16 protein-coding genes are annotated in these 20,470 nt (G+C 42.7%); 5 read left to right on the top strand and 11 right to left on the bottom strand.

Going from position 1 to position 20,470, the window contains the following annotated elements; all coding sequences use genetic code 11:
* Positions 1–115: 115 nt before the first annotated feature.
* Both xylA and AC59IL_RS08330 read right to left on the bottom strand, forming a co-directional pair.
* Positions 116–1,444 (bottom strand): xylose isomerase, encoded by a 1,329-nt coding sequence (gene xylA, locus AC59IL_RS08335; protein ID WP_496551646.1) that lies wholly within the window; start codon positions 1,442–1,444, stop codon positions 116–118.
* 166 nt (positions 1,445–1,610) lie between these two features.
* Positions 1,611–3,101 carry a xylulokinase gene (locus AC59IL_RS08330; protein WP_496551645.1) on the bottom strand — a complete coding sequence of 497 codons (1,491 nt, stop codon included), beginning with the start codon at positions 3,099–3,101 and terminating at the stop codon, positions 1,611–1,613.
* A gap of 575 nt (positions 3,102–3,676) precedes the next feature.
* Between AC59IL_RS08330 and AC59IL_RS08325 the strand changes: the two genes are divergently transcribed.
* The 4 genes from AC59IL_RS08325 (at position 3,677) to AC59IL_RS08310 (ending at position 7,490) form a co-directional block, all read left to right on the top strand.
* Entirely contained in the window at positions 3,677–4,570 is an 894-nt protein-coding gene (locus AC59IL_RS08325; RefSeq protein WP_496551644.1) for an AraC family transcriptional regulator, read from the top strand.
* Between the two features lie 53 nt (positions 4,571–4,623).
* Complete coding sequence (locus AC59IL_RS08320) at positions 4,624–4,968, top strand: hypothetical protein (RefSeq protein ID WP_496551643.1); 345 nt, start codon at positions 4,624–4,626, stop codon at positions 4,966–4,968.
* Positions 4,969–5,052: 84 nt separating this feature from the next.
* A complete protein-coding gene (gene queG, locus AC59IL_RS08315; RefSeq protein WP_496551642.1) occupies positions 5,053–5,982 on the top strand; it encodes a tRNA epoxyqueuosine(34) reductase QueG in 930 nt (309 codons plus the stop codon).
* 245 nt (positions 5,983–6,227) lie between these two features.
* Positions 6,228–7,490: a GAF domain-containing sensor histidine kinase gene (locus AC59IL_RS08310; protein ID WP_496551641.1), complete on the top strand. Its 1,263-nt coding sequence runs from the start codon at positions 6,228–6,230 to the stop codon at positions 7,488–7,490.
* A 6-nt stretch (positions 7,491–7,496) separates the two neighbouring features.
* On the opposite strand, the gene AC59IL_RS08305 is transcribed toward AC59IL_RS08310, so the two are convergent.
* The 4 genes from AC59IL_RS08305 to AC59IL_RS08290 form a co-directional block, all read right to left on the bottom strand.
* A complete protein-coding gene (locus AC59IL_RS08305) occupies positions 7,497–8,081 on the bottom strand; it encodes a hypothetical protein (protein WP_496551640.1) in 585 nt (194 codons plus the stop codon).
* 3 nt (positions 8,082–8,084) lie between these two features.
* On the bottom strand, positions 8,085–9,347 hold the full coding sequence (locus AC59IL_RS08300) for an LVIVD repeat-containing protein (RefSeq protein ID WP_496551639.1): 1,263 nt from the start codon (positions 9,345–9,347) through the stop codon (positions 8,085–8,087).
* A gap of 185 nt (positions 9,348–9,532) precedes the next feature.
* Positions 9,533–11,317 (bottom strand): outer membrane beta-barrel protein, encoded by a 1,785-nt coding sequence (locus AC59IL_RS08295; RefSeq protein ID WP_496551638.1) that lies wholly within the window; start codon positions 11,315–11,317, stop codon positions 9,533–9,535.
* Positions 11,304–11,864 (bottom strand): RNA polymerase sigma factor, encoded by a 561-nt coding sequence (locus AC59IL_RS08290; RefSeq protein ID WP_496551637.1) that lies wholly within the window; start codon positions 11,862–11,864, stop codon positions 11,304–11,306. The genes AC59IL_RS08295 and AC59IL_RS08290 overlap by 14 nt, the downstream gene beginning before the upstream one ends.
* 257 nt (positions 11,865–12,121) lie before the next feature.
* On the opposite strand from AC59IL_RS08290, the gene bioA reads away from it, so the two are divergent.
* Positions 12,122–13,414 (top strand): adenosylmethionine--8-amino-7-oxononanoate transaminase, encoded by a 1,293-nt coding sequence (gene bioA / locus AC59IL_RS08285; RefSeq protein WP_496551636.1) that lies wholly within the window; start codon positions 12,122–12,124, stop codon positions 13,412–13,414.
* A 117-nt stretch (positions 13,415–13,531) separates the two neighbouring features.
* On the opposite strand, the gene AC59IL_RS08280 is transcribed toward bioA, so the two are convergent.
* The 5 genes from AC59IL_RS08280 to AC59IL_RS08260 all read right to left on the bottom strand — a co-directional run bounded on the left by AC59IL_RS08280 (position 13,532) and on the right by AC59IL_RS08260 (position 19,829).
* Entirely contained in the window at positions 13,532–13,984 is a 453-nt protein-coding gene (locus AC59IL_RS08280; protein WP_496551635.1) for a GNAT family N-acetyltransferase, read from the bottom strand.
* 127 nt (positions 13,985–14,111) lie between these two features.
* The gene (locus AC59IL_RS08275; RefSeq protein ID WP_496551634.1) at positions 14,112–14,519 is read right to left on the bottom strand and encodes a hypothetical protein; all 408 of its coding nucleotides are present in this window, start codon (positions 14,517–14,519) and stop codon (positions 14,112–14,114) included.
* 389 nt (positions 14,520–14,908) lie between these two features.
* Positions 14,909–15,178 carry a SemiSWEET family sugar transporter gene (locus tag AC59IL_RS08270; protein WP_496551633.1) on the bottom strand — a complete coding sequence of 90 codons (270 nt, stop codon included), beginning with the start codon at positions 15,176–15,178 and terminating at the stop codon, positions 14,909–14,911.
* A gap of 126 nt (positions 15,179–15,304) precedes the next feature.
* The gene (locus tag AC59IL_RS08265) at positions 15,305–16,630 is read right to left on the bottom strand and encodes a RagB/SusD family nutrient uptake outer membrane protein (RefSeq protein ID WP_496551632.1); all 1,326 of its coding nucleotides are present in this window, start codon (positions 16,628–16,630) and stop codon (positions 15,305–15,307) included.
* 22 nt (positions 16,631–16,652) lie between these two features.
* Entirely contained in the window at positions 16,653–19,829 is a 3,177-nt protein-coding gene (locus AC59IL_RS08260; RefSeq protein WP_496551631.1) for a SusC/RagA family TonB-linked outer membrane protein, read from the bottom strand.
* Positions 19,830–20,470 lie beyond the last annotated feature (641 nt).

The following is a 20,470-nucleotide window of genomic DNA, read 5'->3' as shown; positions in this document are numbered from 1 at the left end:
GTCAGAGGTCAGATGCCGGAAGTCAGAAGAGGTTGATCGTTTAATATACCTTGAATAGCAGTATGACGATTTTTATACTTTCTTTTTCAGACTTCAGACCTCCGACTTCAGACTTCTAAATGTATTGGTTAATAATATTCTCTAACCATTCCTGCTTGCCGCTGATCTGTTTCGGTTCTCCATTTCCGAGAACATATTCGCGCAGGTCTTCGAGCTTCAGCTTTCCATCTTCAAACTCTTTTCCTTTACCACTGTCGAATGAAGCATACCTGTCTGTACGGAATTTTTTGAAGGGAGATTTTTGCAATACTTTATCGGCAATTACCAGTGCACGGGCAAAAGTATCCATGCCGCCGATATGCGCCATGAAGATGTCTTCAAGATCGGTTGAGTTACGACGTGTTTTGGCATCGAAGTTTACGCCGCCACCGCCAAAACCACCGGCTTCGAGAATGATGAGCATGCTTTGAACCAGCTCATTTAAATCGATCGGGAACTGATCGGTATCCCAGCCATTTTGTGCATCGCCGCGGTTGGCATCAATGCTGCCCAGCATGCCTGCATCGGCAGCTACCTGCAGCTCATGCTGAAAGGTATGACCGGCCAGCGTGGCGTGGTTTACTTCAATATTCAGTTTAAAATCTTTATCCAGTCCGTAGTGACGCAAAAAGCCGATCACTGTGGCGCTATCATAATCATACTGATGTTTGGTAGGCTCGCAGGGTTTAGGTTCTATAAAGAAAACACCTTTGAAACCCTGTTTACGGGCATAATCACGGGCCATTGTTAAAAAGCGGGCCAAATGATCGAGCTCGCGCTTCATGTTCGTATTCAGCAGGCTCATATAACCTTCACGGCCACCCCAGAATACATAGTTTTCACCGCCAAGGGCAATTGTGGCATCCAGGGCATTTTTAACCTGTGTACCGGCATAGGCAACTGCCGAAAAATCGGGGTTGGTCGAAGCGCCATTCATATAACGCGGATTCGAAAACACATTCGCCGTTCCCCACAATAACTTAACGCCGCTGGCTGCCTGTTTTTGTTTGGCATAATCAACTATAGCCTGTAAACGGCTTTCGTATTCTTTTATATTCGCGCCTTCGTCGACCAGATCAATATCGTGGAAGCAATAATAAGGCACACCCAGTTTGGTAATGAACTCAAACGCTGCATCCATTTTATCTTTAGCGCGCTGAACCGCATCGCCGGCTGCATCCCAGAGAAAATGTTTTGTACCCGGACCGAACGGATCGGCGCCGGTGTTGCAGAAGGTATGCCAGTAACAAACCGCAAAACGCAAATGTTCTTTCATGGTTTTGCCGGCAATAATTCTATTTTCATCATACCACTTAAAGGCAAGCGGGTTATCGCTTTCAACGCCTTCGAATTTGATTGAACCAATACCTTTAAAAAATTCTTTGTCTCCCGTGATGACTTTCATATTCTATGTTTTGTGTTTTTTGTAAATGGTAATATGGTCAATGGTTATGGTGAATAGTAAATGGTCAATGGTGAATAGTCAATAGAATAGACTACGGATGTTGAGAATACCCGCCTGATTGCAAATTCCAGCCTTAATGTGTCTTATGCTTTATGCCCCGATGCCTTTATGCCTTCTTACTTCCTACCTGCTTTTCCAGCAGTTCCTTCCACTCTTCATACACCACTTTATATTCCTTCTTTTTAGTGGGCTCAATAGTGGTTAATGGTTTTGCCTGTGTAAAAGCTTCTTTTGGAGTTTTGTAAATACCGGCGCCAATGCCTGCGCCCAATGCGGCGCCTACACTGCCATCGCAGTTATACAATTCAACAGGCACATGTGTGGTGTTTACAAATGCTTCGATAAACAAATCGCTCAAAAATAAATTGGCTTTTCCGGCCCTGATGATCTGTGGGTTCATGCCATTTTCACGCATAATGTCCAATCCGTACCGGAACGCACAGGCAATGCCTTCCTGCGCAGCGCGGAACAAATGCGCCTGTGTATGCAGGTTTAAATCGATATGATGAAAATGCACACCGATGATCTGGTTGTTGAGCATGCGTTCGGCGCCATTACCAAAAGGCAATACCCGCAATCCATCGGAACCTACCGGAATTTTTTGGGCTTCGCTGTTCATTTGCGGATAGCTGAAAGCCGGAGAAAAAATATTTTTTACCCAGCGGTTTAATATGCCGGTACCGTTGATACATAACAGCACGCCCAACCGCTTTTTATCGCTGGTATAGTTAACATGGGCAAAAGTGTTTACGCGCGATTCATCGTCGTAAGTGAGCTCATCGCTTACGCCATAAATAACCCCCGAAGTACCGGCTGTTGCTGCCACTTCGCCCGGTTCAAGCACATTTAGTGATAAGGCATTGTTCGGCTGATCGCCGGCTTTATAGGTTACCGGTATGCCGGCTTTTAATAACAGCTCAGCAGCAACAGATTCTTTCAGCTGACCATGATCAGAAAAAACATCCTGTACTGAGGGAATCAGGCTGTTGTCGAAATCAAAATACTCCATCACATCTTTGCTGATGCGGTCTTTTTTGAAATCCCAGAAAATGCCTTCCGATAAAGCAGACACACTGGTAGTAACGTCACCCGTCATTTTCATGGCAATGAAATCGCCGGGCAGCATTATTTTAAATATCTTTTTATAAATTGATGGTTCGTTTTCTTTAACCCACGCCAGTTTTGAAGCAGTAAAATTTCCGGGTGAATTCAACAAATGAGTGAGGCTTGTTTTCTTACCAATTGCTTTAAAAGCCTTGTCGCCAATTTCAACTGCACGGCTATCGCACCAGATAATGGAATTACGAAGTACCTGCTGTTTATCATCTACAGTAACAAGCCCGTGCATCTGATACGAAATACCAATGGCGCCAATATCGGCGGGATTATACGCTTTTGTCGCATGCGCCTTCATGATAGCACGCTGTACGTGTTCCCACCACATGTCGGGCGATTGTTCGGCCCATCCGGGTTGGGGAGATATAATGGCTGATTCAGATTCGGGATACTGAGCAGATGCTTTACACTGTTGCGTTTGTGCATCAACGACAGAGACCTTGATAGACGAAGTACCTACATCAATTCCGAGCAAAAGCATATGGCAGCTTGTTAAATACTGAAGATTGAGTAATAATGCAGATTTTTGTTGCGCAGTTTGAAAAGGCAGCAAGCTGGATAATGTTCTGATTCTACCCTACACCTGCTGCCCTGTTAACCAAAAACCTTTATCGAAGAATCAAAAGTAGCAGATATTTTCAATATTGCCTACCACTTTATTTTCAAAAACATAAACTATTTTAATATAATCAATAACCAATATGTTTATTTTTGCTTAAAATAGTGCTAAACAGGGGTAATTGGGGAAAATGTCGGTTTTGGGTAGCTGCCGGGCCATGCAGTTGCGCTAAGAGCTTAAAGAGAAAAAGGAGAAAAAAAGAGGTTTTGATTTCTTTAAAATTGCCGACTTCCTGGCGCTTCCGCCCCAAATGCAGTAGCGCTAAGAGCTAAAGGAGAAAAAAGAGGTGTATTTATTTTTTAGACGTCGACTGACTGTATAGGCACTGAATTTTTGAAAGAAACTCTTTTTCCTCTTTCTTCTCTTATACCCTCTTAGCCCAAAAAACGTCCCGCGAAGCGGGACTAACGAGCAAAAAGAGAAAAAAACTCTTACCAATGAAACCATTAGTTGAAAAACTACCGCTTTCGGAAAACACTTCCTTTGTGGCGCGAACTTACCGCACGCCTCATTTCGAAGTGCCCTGGCACCAGCATATTGAACACGAGCTGATATTATTTACCGAAGGCGAAGGCACCGCCTTTATTGGTAATCACATAGGCGAGTTTAAAACCGATGATGTGTTTTTTTTGGGCAGTAATTTGCCGCACACTTTTCAAAAAGCGCATAAAGACCTGATCACCGCCGCAGTAGTAGTGCAGTTTACCGGCGATTTCTGGGGCAATGGTTTTATGCAGTTGCCCGAAAGCAAAAACATTGTAAAACTGTTTTCCATTGCCATGCAGGGATTGAAAATTCAGGGCCACACCCGTCAGCAGTTAAAACCACTGATCACCGGCCTTGAACAATTGCAGGGCTTTTCGCGCATCATCAGGCTATGCGAATGCCTGAACCTGATAGCCACCACCCATGAATTTGAAGCCGTATCGACACAGGAAGTAAAAACCTTTCAGGCAAAAAATAAAGACCGGATCGACAGAATATTTCAGTTTACCATCGAAAATTTTCAGGAACCTATTTCACTGAACGATGTTGCCGCTACTGCCGGCATGAGCGTTCCTGCTTTTTGCAGTTACTTTAAAAAATGTACAAAGAAAACATATATCGATTTTTTAAATGAAATACGTATCGGCCATGCCTGTAAATTGCTGATCGATACCCATAAAACAGTGCTTGACATTTCGTTCGAAAGCGGATTCAATACGCTCGCCAATTTCAACAAACAATTTTTAAAAGTGAAGCAACAAACACCTTCGGGGTACCGCAAAAAGTTCAGGATCGAAGAGCAGGAACAGTTTATAAATGACGAATATCGAATATTGAACCAATAAGCAATAAGCAACAGACAATAAGCAATTGGCAATAGAACTACAAACTGTTTTTCATGTACGAACACAAAAAACAACCGCTTGCTCCTAAAAAAGTATTTTACAAAAGGATTATGAGCAACCTGCTGGTAGCAGTAATCATAATGGCAGTGTCACTACTGATAGGCATTATCGGTTTTCACAGTACCTGCGCCAACGTACGCTGGCTCGATGCATTTCATAATTCAGCCATGTTGTTATCGGGCATGGGGCCTGTATTAAGTAACCTTTGCGATTCGGGTATTTGGTTTTCGTCGTTCTATGCCCTGTTCAGCGGCGTGATCTTTATTACCAATATCGGTGTTATACTGGCGCCCGCCATACACAGGTTCTTTCATAAGTTTCATTTAGAAGCGCAATAATTTGAAAATTTGAAAATATGCAAATTTGAAAATGGAAAACCGCAACCTTAAACCTTAAACCTTAAACTGTATATACAAATAGTAGTGAGTAAACAAGCCTACCATACACAACAAATAAAAAACTTTACCCGGCAGCTGGGGTTCGACTTTTGCGGCATTGCAAGGGCGCAACAATTGGATGAAGATGCCCGGCGGCTTGAGCAATGGCTTAAAAAAGGACTGCACGGCAATATGCAGTACATGGAAAATTATTTCGATCTGCGTATTGATCCTGCCAAACTGGTACCCGGTGCAAAATCGGTCATTACACTGCTGTTAAATTATTTTCCACAACAAACACAACAAAGCGATACTCCACATATTTCAAAATACGCTTTTGGAAAAGATTACCATGAGGTGATCAAAAAAAAGCTGCATGCATTACTGGCATTGATCAATGAACATATTGGGGAAGTACATGGCCGCGGGTTTGTTGACAGTGCCCCTGTACTGGAACGCAGCTGGGCGCAACGCAGCGGCCTTGGCTGGATTGGAAAAAATGGCAACCTGCTTACCAAACAACAGGGATCATTTTTCTTTATCGCCACACTGATCACCGATATTGAATTGGAATACGATGATCCTTTTGCAAAGGATTATTGCGGCAGTTGCCGCCGGTGTATCGAAGCCTGCCCTACCGGCGCTATCACTGATAATAAAGTGATCAATGGAAGTCAATGCATTTCGTATTACACCATTGAATTAAAAGACCTGCTGTTGCCCGAAGATAAAAAAGGGCAATTTGCCGGCTGGATGTTTGGCTGCGATGTTTGCCAGGATGTATGTCCCTGGAACCGTTTTGCCAAACCCACACAGGAAGCAGAATTTACTCCCATACCCGAAATACTCAACTTCACCACCAAAGAATGGGAAGCATTAACCGAAGAAGCATTCAAACAAATATTCCGTCACTCACCTTTAAAGCGATCTAAATTTCAGGGCATACAACGGAATGTACAATTTTTGAAAATGTAAAGCAGTTTGCCTTTTCATGAATTAAAATACAATTAAAAGAGGTTGAATTTATGCGGCACTGCAGCCTGCAAGCCGCATTGCTGCTGCTTCTTCGTACAAAATATGTATCTTCGACCATAAATCGATTCCTCCTGCACCTGTTCCTCGATCCACTCCCCTGTTGCAGAACCATGTTCCCAATGTTTTTATTTGATTGAAAGCAATGTGGTTACAGAACTCTTGATTTTTAAAAGTAGCAGAACCCGATGAGTGTACAACAACGACCAATCCATGAGATCACAACTCATAATCAGGCATTTAAAAGTATGGTGCTGGCTGTTCAGCAGTTATCTCTTTCCCGCAACATCGAAACTGTAATGCGTATTGTACGAACCACCGCGCGCGAGCTTACCGGCGCCGATGGAGCCACGTTTGTACTGCGTGATAATAATATGTGTTATTATGCCGATGAAGATGCTATTACACCGCTTTGGAAAGGCCAGCGTTTTCCCATGCATTCGTGCATCAGTGGCTGGAGTATGATCCATCGAATGCCGGTAGTAATTGAAAATATTTATGCCGATAGCCGAATACCGGTTGATACCTATCGCCCCACCTTTGTAAAAAGCCTGGTGATGGTGCCTATCAGAAGCATAGACCCTATCGGTGCTATCGGAACGTATTGGGCACGCCCGCATTTCCCTTCTGATGAAATAGTAACCTTATTACAATCGCTGGCCGACATTACAGCTGTAACAATGGAAAATATAAAAATGTACAACGAATTGGAGCAACGTGTGAAGGAACGCACCAGCGAGCTTATCGATTCGCTTAACCGCGAAAAGGAAATGAGCGCAATGAAATCACATTTCGTTTCTATCGCCTCACATGAATTTAAAACACCGCTTAGCAGTATATTATCCAGCACCTCTTTGCTCGAAGGTTATCAGTTAACCGAAGATCAGGATAAACGAATGAAACATATTGGTCGTATTAAATCATCGGTAAACAACCTGATCGGTATTGTGAACGATTTTCTGGAAATGGACCAGCTGGAACAGGGTAAAACCGAAATGCTGTTACAATCGTTTAATCTTAAAAAATTTGTAACTGACGTCATAGAGCAAATGGAAGGATCATTAAAACCCGGTCAGCATATTCTTTATATACATCGTGGAGATACCGACATCGTGCAGGATAAAAAAATATTACGCAACATTTTGCTCAACCTGCTTTCCAATGCGGGTAAATATTCGCATGAAAATCAGCAGATAGATGTGTATACCGAAGTTACAGCCGGCAATGTAATTGTTAAGGTAAGAGATTATGGCATTGGTATTCCGGAAGAAGACCGTCCTTATATTTCCAACAATTTCTTCAGATCGAAAAATGCCGCCGGTATTCACGGCACCGGATTAGGACTTAATATCGTTAAACGGTACATGGAATTATTAAACGGGAGCATTGCTTTTACCAGCCGCTGTAATGAAGGAACTACGTTTACGCTTCATTTCAAAAGCGGAGAATAAGCACCGTTAAAGCTGCCATCCAACTTTTACACTGAACCTGTTCAAATGGTAGGAATAAACATTTGAATTTTCCAAACAACCAAAAGGATAGCAATATGAAGATGTAAGGCGCCTGATCACATATTTATACGAGAACCCTGCACTGATCAGCAATCCGCCTTTTTTGGTGAAGCCTGCTTTATACCCGGCTCCGGTATCGTAATATAAACCATTATTAAAGCTGGTTACAGTCGGGCCAACTGTTTTATTATTCATATCAGCAAAATGAATTCCTCCATCGGCATATAAGAAAGGCGTATACCTTTTATTGAAAATATCTTTTCGAACATCGATAAAAACCGGGTATCCTTTATCGGTATAATAATCTATTCCAACGCCCAAACCGGCAAACCAGGTTTTATTCCGTATGCCATTTATGGTTTGAACCAGAGTGTACGAACCACGTTCTCCGATTATTAAGCCAGCCTGGTTGATAGAGCTGAATGCACAGGAACAGCTTTTTTTAACCGGTTTTACATCACCACCGGTTTGCGCCATAGATAACATGGCGCAAACCATTATACCAGCCAGCAAAGTTGATTTTAAATACATATCTTAACGCAACCCAATTTTACTCAGTAAACGGATATTATTTACATTGGAATAATCGAACTGGTACAAAGCATCTTTCGCAACCACCAGCGCCCGGTAATTGAAGGCAATAACATCATAGGTTTCCATGTCGTTTATCTGCTTTATTAATTTTATGTTGGCCGGATCAGAAGATTCATATACTTTCAAACCGTCTTTTCCATCACAAACAAAAAGCAGATTACCATCTTTTGATAAGCCATGCGGATTGGTTAAATTATAGGATTTTACCAGGAACGGATTGGTAATACTGCCGATGTTTACAGCATCGAGCTGGTTAATATTTCCTCCACAGGTGGTGCCTGTTCGAAGGGTAACCCAGGCATAATTATCATCGGCTACAACGGGGTCGCAACTGCGTGCATGCGTAAACTGTGACTGCTTTACGGGACTGCCGGGTGCAGATACATCATAAACGAACATACCGGTAGCTGAACCAATAAATAATTTGTTTTTGAACGGATAAATGGTTTCTATCGTCCAGCTATCAAGACTTTTTTTACTGGTAAATGAAGGGTCCTGCGGAGTGGAAATATCAAAAACACTCAGGTCGTTTTGACTTACCGTATATAAATAATTATTCAATATGGTAAACCTTGCCATTGAGCCCCCTGCCCCGGTTGTTAAAGAAGGCGATGCAAAACTGCCCGATTTGTCGGCACTGGAAAGAGAATAATACGCTTGATCAAGATAACTGTATTGCTCGCATGAAACCGAAGTATCTCTTGTAATCCACTGAGCTATCACTTTTATTGAATCGGGATTGGATGTGCCATTAGTGTAATAATAAGCAACTTGTTGTGGAAAAACATTATCAAGAAATTTCTTAGCAGTAACGGCCAACGGGTTACTGATATCGAAAGCTACCAGGTCTCTGTAGCAATCAGCATAAAGAATATTTCCCGATACAGCAAGATCAATGTTACCCGGAATATTAATAAAAGCTACGTTTTTGGGGTAAGCAGGCTGCGAGTTATCGATAATATGAATGCCTTCGTTTACCTCATTCAAAAAAATATAATTACCATATATATAAATTTTACCCGGGTTTTTAATCTGCTTTGCCGGATTGCTTTTCATGTTTGCACGTACTTCGGCGAGTGTTTTGTAAACAGGCGTATACAATGTATAAGTATGTTTACAGTTTTCTTTATCGCAATTGGTTAACAAAAGTAACAGTGATGCAGTTGTTATAAACTGCAAACACAACAGCGTTTGCCGTTTCATATAATATAGTTTTAGGCTTTGACAAACAGATAAGCATAACCGTTGTATGACGGTATATTTTTTATTTATAAAAAAGAACATTGATTCACAGGAATGACATATACGTAACAGGGCCTTTACAAAGAGAACCTGTTTCAATTTGTATACTTTACGAAGGATAAATAGTGCGCGAAGGGGCTGCGGATTTACAATCGGCCCAGCAACATTTTCACTGTGATACCTGTTGACCAAAGATACTGGCCGGTAGACGCTTCTTTTTTAACAAGGCCCGATACAGAATAACGAAGGTCGGGGCCTATCCACATAGGATGTTTTGTTTTTTGCAATATGCCAACGCTAATTCCTGTTATAAAATTCAATTGCGTTTTATTAAAGAGGTTGTTATTTTCAAAATAAATACCCTTAATACCATCATAATGCAGCGCATTCACTTTTATTAACCGGCCTACTGATAAACCTCCATCGAATACAATTGGCGGCAACCTTCGGCCTTTGTTAATTTGCCAGTGAGCCATTACAGGTATTTCAATATACTGAAAAGTATATTTATACCGCTGAATTACCGGAGTCTTTGAAGATGAGCTTCCACTGCCACTACTGCCTGCGTTGGTAATTGATGAACTGGTTACACCAGCGTAATTATAATATTCATACACCATTCCGGCCGAAGCCTGCCCATAGTTTACCAATACAGGTGTATTGCTTGTAACCTGTTCGCCCACCTCGGTGTATACACTCATATAGGCATATCGCACCCCTGCCGATAAACGAAAACGACGCGAAAATGATCGCTCTACAAAAAGCCCTGCCGTATATGAAAAATCAGGCTGAATAGGAGCAGCCTTTTTTTCGGTAGCGGATGATGATGTTTGAAGGTTTATAAATGAGTTGGTACTGGTGTAGCCCGAATTTAAAGTACTACGGGCCGCAAGGTCTTCGGCAATGTATTTGTCCTGCTGCAATAACCCCTTTAAGTGAAACAGATTGCTTGTTGAAATACGCGATAAACCGGCATTGGCCTCTATTCCCCAATGCCATGCCGATATACGTTTGCGGGGTATCGAAACAGTGGCAACAGCAGGCGTATTATTCAATGGTTGCCCCAATGTAAGCCTGATCATTTTTTTATTGAGCGAATCGTTCAATGCTTTATCGGTAGCAATGAGGTTCTCGTTATCATCATAAACAATAGCAGGTATGGAAACTGTAAGATCTTCCTGCGCCGGTTCAGCGCCAGGCTGCGGTTCAGTGCTTACCACCTGCGGTGTGTTTACATTGTTTGAATTATTGTTTGTTTTTTCTTCCCTGTTGCGTTGCTCCTTCTTTGTTTCACTTCTTTCAAAATAAGTAGCTGAAGTATTCTTTTTTCTGCGATTGCCTGTCTGTTTTTCAGCAGCTATAAAATTAGTTGCAGCAACAACTTTTTCAACAACAGGTTTTGCAGATGGAGTACCGGTTGCATCATTTAGGATCCTGTGAAGTGAAGGTGCAGCTTTACCCGGCTGCGCTGTTTTTTGGGACGCAGGATCAGCAATCGATAATGGCTGAGCGGCCTTTTGCACAGCAGGCGCTTCGGCATTTTGCACAGGTTGATTGTTAGCATTACTTGTTACCTGCCCGGCGGCAACAGTTGTTTCGGGTTTTGAATTGCCCGAAACTTTATCATTTACAGAGCTGGGGTTAATTGATTGGGTGGTTTTGGCGTCAGCCGTAAGTTCAGCAGGTTTTGATGATGAAATGGTTTGTGCAATGCCGGTTGTTTTTTCGGACTTAAAATAATTGCGATAAAGTATATAAGCGCTTGTGCTAAGGCATATAAATAACATTGGCGTCCACAGCCAGAAGAAGCGGCGGCGGCGTTTAGTGGTACGGATATTTTTTTCCACCTCCATCCATACGGTATCAGAGGGACGCAGCTTCAGCTCGTCCAGCTTCTGTTGTACCTGTTTCTCAAAATCATGGTCGGACATACGATTCCTTTTTTGTTTCTACGGTCGTTTTTTTTAACCAGCTTATCAATAATGCGCGTGCCCGGGCATATTGTGATCGGGAAGTTCCCTCGTTAATACCAAGCATTTTACCAATTTCAACATGAGAAAAACCTTCAATAGCATGCAGGTTAAAAACCGTTTGATAACCTGCGGGTAACTGGCGGATCAATTCGGCCAGGTCCTTGGCCTGCAGAGTAACTTCCGGATTATCGTCCGACACCGGATGCAGGCTCGTTTCAGGAAAGGATAAGTCGGTTTGGTACCGGCTGTTCTTTTTCAGATAGTTTAAGGCGGTATTCACCATTATCCGGCGGACCCATCCCCCCAGTTCACCCTCAAATTTAAACTGGTGCAGGTTTCGGAATATTTTTATAAATCCTTCCTGCAACACATCTTCTGCATCGGCAACAGACTTGGTATATCTATAGCAAACGCCCAACATACTCTCAGCAAAATGCTCGTAGAGCTGTCGCTGGGCTTCCGGCAGCCCCTTTAAACAATCTTTTACCAGCCTGTTATAATCCATCACTTATTGAGGTTGACACCAGTACAGGTGTTTCCGTTGCATAGATTCTTAATTTATCCGGCACCCTGAAAAGCTGGTTACCAGTTGCCGGTTGCCAGTTTCCCGTTACCGGTTACCAGTTACCGGTTACCGGTTTCCCGTTACCAGTTGCCGGTTACCAGTTACCAGTTACCAGTTGCCGGTTACCGGTTAACCAGTCAACTTGTTAACTTTCCAACTTCTGTCTTCCGTCTTCATCTCTTACCTTTGAGCCCCTTATGACACTTGCAGAAAGAGATAAAAAAGTAGTATGGCATCCATACACACCGCAAAAGTATATGCCCGATCCCATTCCTGTTGTAAAAGGTGATGGAGTGTATTTAAAAGATGCAAACGGTAATGCCTATATCGACGCAGTGAGCAGCTGGTGGGTCACCATTCACGGACACGCGAATACATATATTGCTGAGAAAATATATGAACAGGCCAAAACCCTTGAACAGGTAATTTTTGCCGGCTTTACACATGAACCGGCGGTGCGGCTTGCCGAACGGTTGCTCGATATTTTACCCGGCGCATTTAGTAAAATATTTTATTCAGATAATGGTTCAACAGCAGTTGAAGTAGCCGTTAAAATGGCTTTACAATACTGGTGGAATAAAGGAGATAAAAAACGCAATAAAATACTGGCTTTAAACCATTCCTACCACGGCGATACTTTCGGCGCCATGAGCATCAGCGACCGAAGCGTGTTTACACTTGCCTTTCAGGATAAATTGTTTGAAGTGATCTTCATCGACCCGCCCAATGAGTCCTTCGACTACGCTCAGGACCGGGCAACAGGCCCTTCGACTACGCTCAGTACCATGCAATGGGACGATGTGGCTTGTTTTATTTATGAGCCATTGCTTCAGGGTGCCGGCGGAATGAACATGTATGATGCAGCAGCACTGAACAGCCTGTTAAAAAAATGCCATGAGCATAATGTGATTTGCATTGCCGATGAAGTAATGACCGGTTTCGGACGAACAGGTAAGCTGTTTGCCAGTATGTATGTTGAAGAAAAGCCCGATATCATTTGTTTATCGAAAGGATTAACCGGCGGCACCATGGCCTTAGGCGTAACGGCCTGCACGCAGGAAATTCACAGCGCTTTTGTAGATGAAGACCGTCTGAAAACATTTTTTCATGGCCATTCTTTCACCGCCAACCCCCTGGCCTGTACTGCCGCCTTGGCCAGTCTTGATTTATTGCAGTTACCCGATTGTCAAAAGCAGATTGATATGATTGCTGAACAGCATAAAGGGTTTATTAAACAACTCACAACTGCATTTCCATTGGCAGTTAAAAATGCGCGGTCACTGGGAACTATAGTTGCTTTTGAAATAGAACAGGGCAAAGATGGATACATGAATACCATCAGTACCTATATAACCCAAAAATCGCTTGAGCAGGGTGTGTATTTACGGCCATTGGGCAATACGCTTTATATAATGCCGCCCTACTGTATTACCCGCGAACAATTGAAGAAGGTATGTGATGTGATTATGGATATTTTAAAAAGCATGTAGCGACCCTGAGCGCAGTCGAATTAGCGTAGCCCTGAGCGTAGTCGAAGGGCTGCTCTTTAACGCAGTCCTGAGCGCAGTCGAAGGACTGCCTATTGCTTGCTGCCTATTGCCTTTTATCTATTGCATATTATACTTCGACTGTTCCCATTCCTGGTCGGTCATCTCAAAACGAATTTCGCTATTGGATTGTTTGCCTGTTTCTTTCCATCCGAAACGCCGGTAAAATTGCTCGGCTCTTGAATTGGGGGCGGTGCCCAGCCAGATGGTTTCTTTTTTTTGTGCAAAGTACCAGTACAGCAGCATGATGAGTAATGTTTTGCCTATTCCTTTTCCTTCATAGCCAGGCTGCACAAACAGGGCCCACACATTATTTTTTGGCAGATCGGCAATGGAAAAACCAACCACCTGGTTATCTATAATGCATACCCAGCCTTTGCCGCGGGTTGTTAAATACTCCTTATAATCATTTTCAGTTACCAATGCCGGGTTAGAGAGCACATTCTCTTTTACCGACATGCGTACGACGTTCATTTGTGGAATATCATTCAGGTTGGCTTCTCTGAAAGTCATGCAGTTGTTCTTTTAAGTATCGAACTGAAGATAAGCACTTTTACCGGTACATAAATAATGCAAAAATCCCGCCTCGCGGCGGGACTTTTAAAAAAAATCCTGGATAGTGGATATCTGTAATTTCTTCTTATTTTATTTTGTTTACAACAGTTTCTTCAACATAGCTGGTGTTTCTGTTAATCATATAAACTTCTGTTGTATTTCTTTTCTTTGATTTAACTACTACGTTCAGGTGCGCATCACTCAGTTCATCGTTATTCAACAGGAACTTTTTTGAAATATTAGCACCTACAAACTTATCTGAAAATAAAATGTTACCATAGTCATCACGGAAAGTAACAGTAAATTCTTCTTCTTCGGTATTGTTGAGGTTCAACTGAAACACCGGTTGATTTTCCAGCTTTCCTACATATTTTAATTCTGTAACCGTTTTGCCTGGCACTTCCTCATTGGCTAATGTAACAGTTGAAAATGAAAATGTAAAAGCGATTAAAGTGATAGCCAATATTCCGTAATTCCTCATTGCCTTTTTCATAATTGTATATTTATATATTTAAAGTTCTGTTTAATTATTTTGCTCGTATGGACTTACAATCGTGGCAGGCAAAAAATTCAAAAACTCTGTGAAGAGTAACCCGGGTTTTCAGTAAAACCCTGGCGGGTTATGTTCGTTGCGTTTCGTAATGCAAACATACTACGGGTTTTGGTCCGGTAAAAATCAACTAAACGCCGGTTTTAGGATGCTAAACACTTGTATAGCAGGTTGAACTCCTTTACAGAAGCGGGTTTTCTAAAAAACAGAACATGATGTCCAAGTGCTGTTTAGGGTAGTTTGAAAGCATTCTTTTTTCAAAAAAGACAGTTACCGGCAGTTAAAACACCGGTTTTCAGGAATATATTATACATTTTAATATGCCTCGTTCCCTACTCTTTTTCTTTTTTGATAGAAACTACTTTAATACAAAAAATGATACCCGATAAAGAAGCTGTAATACCATTTGCTATTACCAGCGGAGAGTCATTAATATACAATCCGTAAATCAGCCACATGATGGTGCCGGCAAAAAGCATTGAAAAAGTGATGATCGACAGATCTTTTGTTGATCTTGTTTTGATGGTTTTCCAGGCTTGCGGAATATAAGCGCCGGTAGTAAGTGCGGCTGCGATCATACCAATTACTGCAATAGGTGTCATAGGATGGCAAAATTATTTTTTTCCGGGTAAAAGTTAAAATGGATTTAACACCAGATAGCACAAAAAACCCCACCAGTCCTATAACCGGCAGGGTTCATCTTTCATAATTGCTTTATAGAATACTTTTTAAAACGCAGGATTATCCGGTGTGTTCGGGTTGTTTTGTTTTTCATTTAAAGGATATGGAAAGAAATTACGCTTACGTTCACTTAAGGGCCGGCTAAAGCGACGTTCGTCTTCGAGCTTTAATCCCGACATATATAACTCAATACAACGCTGGCGATAAATCTGCTCCAATATTTGTGCCTGTGTTACCCCACCGGCATAGGGCAACAGATCGGCGCCCACCCCAAATGGATCATTAGCCGGTTTTTTGGTGAGGATTTTATTCAATTCAACCACAGCATTCACCAGGTCGTTCTGCCGGGCATATGCTTCAGCTTTAATTAAAGTTACTTCGCCGGGCAAATAAACCGGAAATGGAGTAGCAGATGCGGCACCAAAACCGTTTATTCTAAACCGTGGTGCTGTAGTTGCATTGATGGCTATATAAAAAGGTTCGCGTTTATCACCGGCATCCGGTTCAAGCCCTGCAGGTAACCCCATGGTTGAATCTACAGGCTGATATACGTTGTTGGTTGAAGTCGCCGTTTCAAAGATGGGGTTCAGGGTAACCGCATCAAAATTAAAAGTTGATTTTTTGGTAAGGTCAACGAGGTTGGCAGCTGCTAACGCATCGGCATAGTTGCCGGCATACAGTGCATACCTTGCTTTTAAAGCTCTTAATGAATTTACCACGTCAATAGCCGCGCCGGTGGCCGGAGAAGGATTTTGCGGTATGGCCGACGTAAACAAAGGGCTGATGGGATTGGCAGCTATAATATTCAAAGCCGAATCGATAATCGTTACCGCCCGCTTATAACCATCTGCCTGCGATATAAAAGGCACATTCTTTCCTATTGAATCGGGTACTTTTTCCCAAAACATGGCAATACTGCCTAATGACAACGCCTTAAAAATAGTGGCATATCCAATAAGACCGCTCGCATACCCTTTGTCATCGAGCTTCCCGGCATTCTCAATTACATTATCAGCATCATAAATGATCTTGTTGCTGCTCGTCCACAAACCGGTTATTATAGTATTTGATGGATCAACTTTTCCCGCTCCCTGGTATAACTGGTATTCAGCTGTATTACCCTGGTTAAGAATATTGAGCTGATTGGTTACAAATCCATCGGCTGTTACAATGTTGTACAAAGAACCGGCCCGCGTAACAGAATACACCCGTTGCAAACCTATGGCTACGCCTGTAAGGCCGCGGATTGAACTTAATGCATCGTCCTTGGGCGCTTTGGTAGGATCGGTATAATCTTTTTTACAGGCAGCGCCCTGCATCAGCATTACTGCCAGTAAAAAATAAGCGGAGACTTTTATATTGATAAGTTTCATAGTAAAATCAAATTTGAAGTGGTTAAAATTTCGCTGCTACACTAAAACTAAAGGTGCGTGGAATGGGTACCGCGCCAAAATCAATTCCGCGTAACACCGAGCTTTGTCCACCGGCATTTACTTCAGGATCGTATCCTTTGTAATTATCCCATGAAATCAAATTTCGCCCACTGGCACTTACCGTGAGATTATTAAAAAATTTCAGTTTACCCAGATTATAACTTAACGATATTTCACGCAGTTTTACAAACGAACCATCGTCTACCCGCCACTGTTCTATCTGGTATACGCTGTTAATATAACCGCGGGGCAGTATGCTTAGGTGTTCCTGCTCGGCTACTTTACCATTGCCTACCCCCTGCCGTGTTCTGAAATCGGCATTCCATACATCAACGCCCTGTACGGCATCAAACTGCACCCGCAAACCGAATTTTTTATAGCTTACTTCATTTACGAGCGTGGCCGTATAATCAGGATTGGGATCGCCAATGATCCTGTTTAAGTTAACATACGCCGCGCTTTGATCTACGAGGCCATTGGCATCTCTTTTAGGTGTATACTCAAGTGTACTGTTTTGAACACCTCTTTCAATCTGAGCCAGTCCGGCCGGTGTTTTAATGGCATTGCCATTGGCATCTACTCCAAAGAAAGTTCCGTAAAACACCCCTACCGGTTGCCCTTCGATAAGCGCAACAGGCGCGCCAGCGTTGGTGCTCAGGCGTGCCAGCGAAGGTTCAATCTTAACCATTTTATTGCGGTTGTGATTGTATATAGCAGTAATGTCCCAGCGGAGATCTTTATTTTGTACAGGTGTTCCGCTTAATACAACTTCAAATCCTTTGTTCTGAAGAGAGCCCAGGTTATCTAAAAGACTGGTGAAACCATTGGTGGGTGCAATTACGCGATTTATAAGCAGGTCGTTCACCTTTTTAATATAGTAGTTGAATTGTACACCAATACGGTTGTTCAAAAACGCCAGATCCGTACCGAACTCAACTTCTTTTTGGCGCTCGGGTTTAATATGTTCATTTACCAGCGTTGTGCCTGAAAAAAAGGCGCTGCGGCCAATATAGGCGCTGGCATTGTATGAGTTGAACCTGGCATAAGGCGTAATGCCGGTGAGGTTGCCCGATTCACCATAGGCAATGCGCAGCTTGGCAAGGTTCCACCATTTCGATACCGGCATTTTATTCCAGAATTCTGATTCAGACAATACATAGCTGCCGCTTCCTTTTACATATACCTGGTTGCGCTGATCTTTTTCAAATACCGATGAACCATCTAACCTGATGGCGCCTGTTACAAACAACTGGTTGCGAAATTTAAAGTTCTGTTGCAGATAGGCGCCTGAGGTCGATAATTCAGTAGGCTCGTCGGCACCCGGTAATACAGTAGCCGTACCGTTCACTGTTCGTATAAATGGAGCCAGGCCGCGGCCATGGTATAAAACATATCCGTTCTTTTCATATTGTACCTGGTAGCCTGCCTGTGTAGTTGACCCAAGATCAGGACTGATATTAAACTGATACGTTCCGTTCAATTCGTGATTGATCTGGAAAAAATTGTCAGATGCTACACTGGCATAACCGTTCAGCGTAGGGTCTAACGTACTGCCACCTCCGAAAAAGGCAGTATTAACATTATAGGTAAATGGCGGCATTATGGTGGTGCCCCGCTGGCCATAGTTATCAACACCAATCGTATAATCGAATGTTAAGCCTTTGGCCGGTTTCATTTTAAGCGCGGCGCTTCCGATAAACCGGTTGGTTTCCTGCCTTTGTTTAATGTCTTCAATCACAGATACCGGGTTTACACGGCCGCGTTCACCAACTGCTTTTAAATTGCCCAGCGGATCACGCTCCCAGATATTATGAAAATTACCAATGATGGTTACCGAGTTCATGGGTGAATAAAATGAATTGCCATCGGGTTTTTCATTGGCAGCACTATTTATATAGTTTAAACCAACGGAAAGATTTAACCATTTCGTCAGTTCCTGGTCGAGGTTAAGTCGAAAACTTACACGGCGATAGTCGGTATTTTTTATAATGCCCTGGTTGAAGAAATAACTACCCGAAGCATAATATTTGGTTTTGTCTTTACCGCCGCTAACCGAAACATTATTATCGGTTCCCAGGCCGGTATGAAAAATATAATCCTGGTAGTCGTAGCGCGTAACAGCGGTTGTATTGGTTGGTAATGCGGGCGGAGATCCTACGGCAGAAATAATATCCTGTGTTAATGCGCCCGGCCCGTCGGGCGGACCGCCAAATTTAACAGGGGCTTCGTTTACATCTAACTTTTTGCGCAAATGGCTCATCATGATGCCCGTTGAAAAATTAATTACCGGCGCTCTGGTGCTTCCCCTTTTGGTAAAAATCTGTATTACACCGGCATTGGCCCTTGAACCATAAATGGCCGCCGCTGCTGCACCATTCAATACTTCAATATGATCAATATCGGCCGGGTTTATATCCGACATCCGGTTTTGTCCAACGCTTCCTACAAAAAGATTACCTACCGTATTGTTGGTTGATGTATTGGGCGCATCGTATGTATTCTGCGTATTGGTGACCCTGTTAGTAGCATTGTTCACAATGACACCATCAACTATATAAAGTGGTTCCGACGAACTGTTCACTGAACTGATACCACGCAGCCGCACCGAAATGCCACCTGCGGGATCGCCTGAGTTTTGGGTAATTTGCGCACCGGCGGTTTTGCCCTGCAGCGCAGCCAGCACATTACCGGTGGCGCCCTTGTTCAGTTCATCGGCTTTAATGGTGCTGATGTAACTACCCAGTTGTTTACGGGTAGTACCCTGCGATGTACCTGTTACAATCACTTCTTCAAGGCCCAGGGCGTCTTCGGTCAGTGAAACGTTTACAGTATAATTTTCAGCACTGCCGATCTGAAGGGTTTGTTCAATAGTTTTAAAACCAACACCAGAAAATTCGAGTGCATATTTTCCCGGTTTCAGCGAAGCAGTAAAAGTAAAATTGCCGCTGGCATCAGTTGCCGTACCGTAGCTGGTGTTTTTGATGGTTACAGAAATAGCGTTGAGTGTTTCGTTTTTTGTGCCGGTTACTTTACCACTGATATGAACCTGCGCAATCGTTAGGCTCATTATCAGTTGACAGAACAGCAAAAGGCCAATAAACTTTAATGACCGGCTGTTCACTGATAAACATTTCGTCATAATTCTTTTTTTCGAATTAATAATTGGATACCATGTAACTGTTTTGAAGGACAGGGTTTGAAGTTTGTTTCAATCTTCAGGTAGTTGTTGCCAGAGGGGCCCGGAAAGATTTAGTTCTTTTAAAAAAATAGCCGTGATAAATAAGATTGAGGGGTTGGGGCATGGGCTATTGTGTTCCTGTTTCCGGTTGAAATATCAGGATGGTTTTTGTTTTCAGGTTCAGCTTGATATGTATAACAAAAGACAATATGGAAAGCGATTATAAGCATGATTTTAACAGTTAGCAATACCAAATTCAGCATAAAAACGCATATATCCAAAACAAAAAGCACACTGATGCGGCTTTTTGCAGTAAATAAATTCTACATATTAGGATTATTACGTCATCCTGCTAAAGCGTGCAAAACAAGAAAAGAAGAGGCCTGAAGTTGGAGGTTGGAGGTCGGAAGTCAGATGTCTGATGTCGGAAGTCGGAAATCTCTGCGAAGTTTCTTTGCGTATTGGCGAAGTATCTTTTCACATTGGAAATAGTTCAGAATACCTGGCGCCGGATCTTTTCCATGGTGCGGTGGTACAATTCTTAGAGTAATTTCCCCCTGCGCCATGGGCAAAGTATTGTTTCCCATGGAAAACACATCATT

Source organism: Niastella sp. sgz303648, from assembly GCF_059587045.1.
This window is presented reverse-complemented; position numbering and strand designations above follow the sequence as displayed.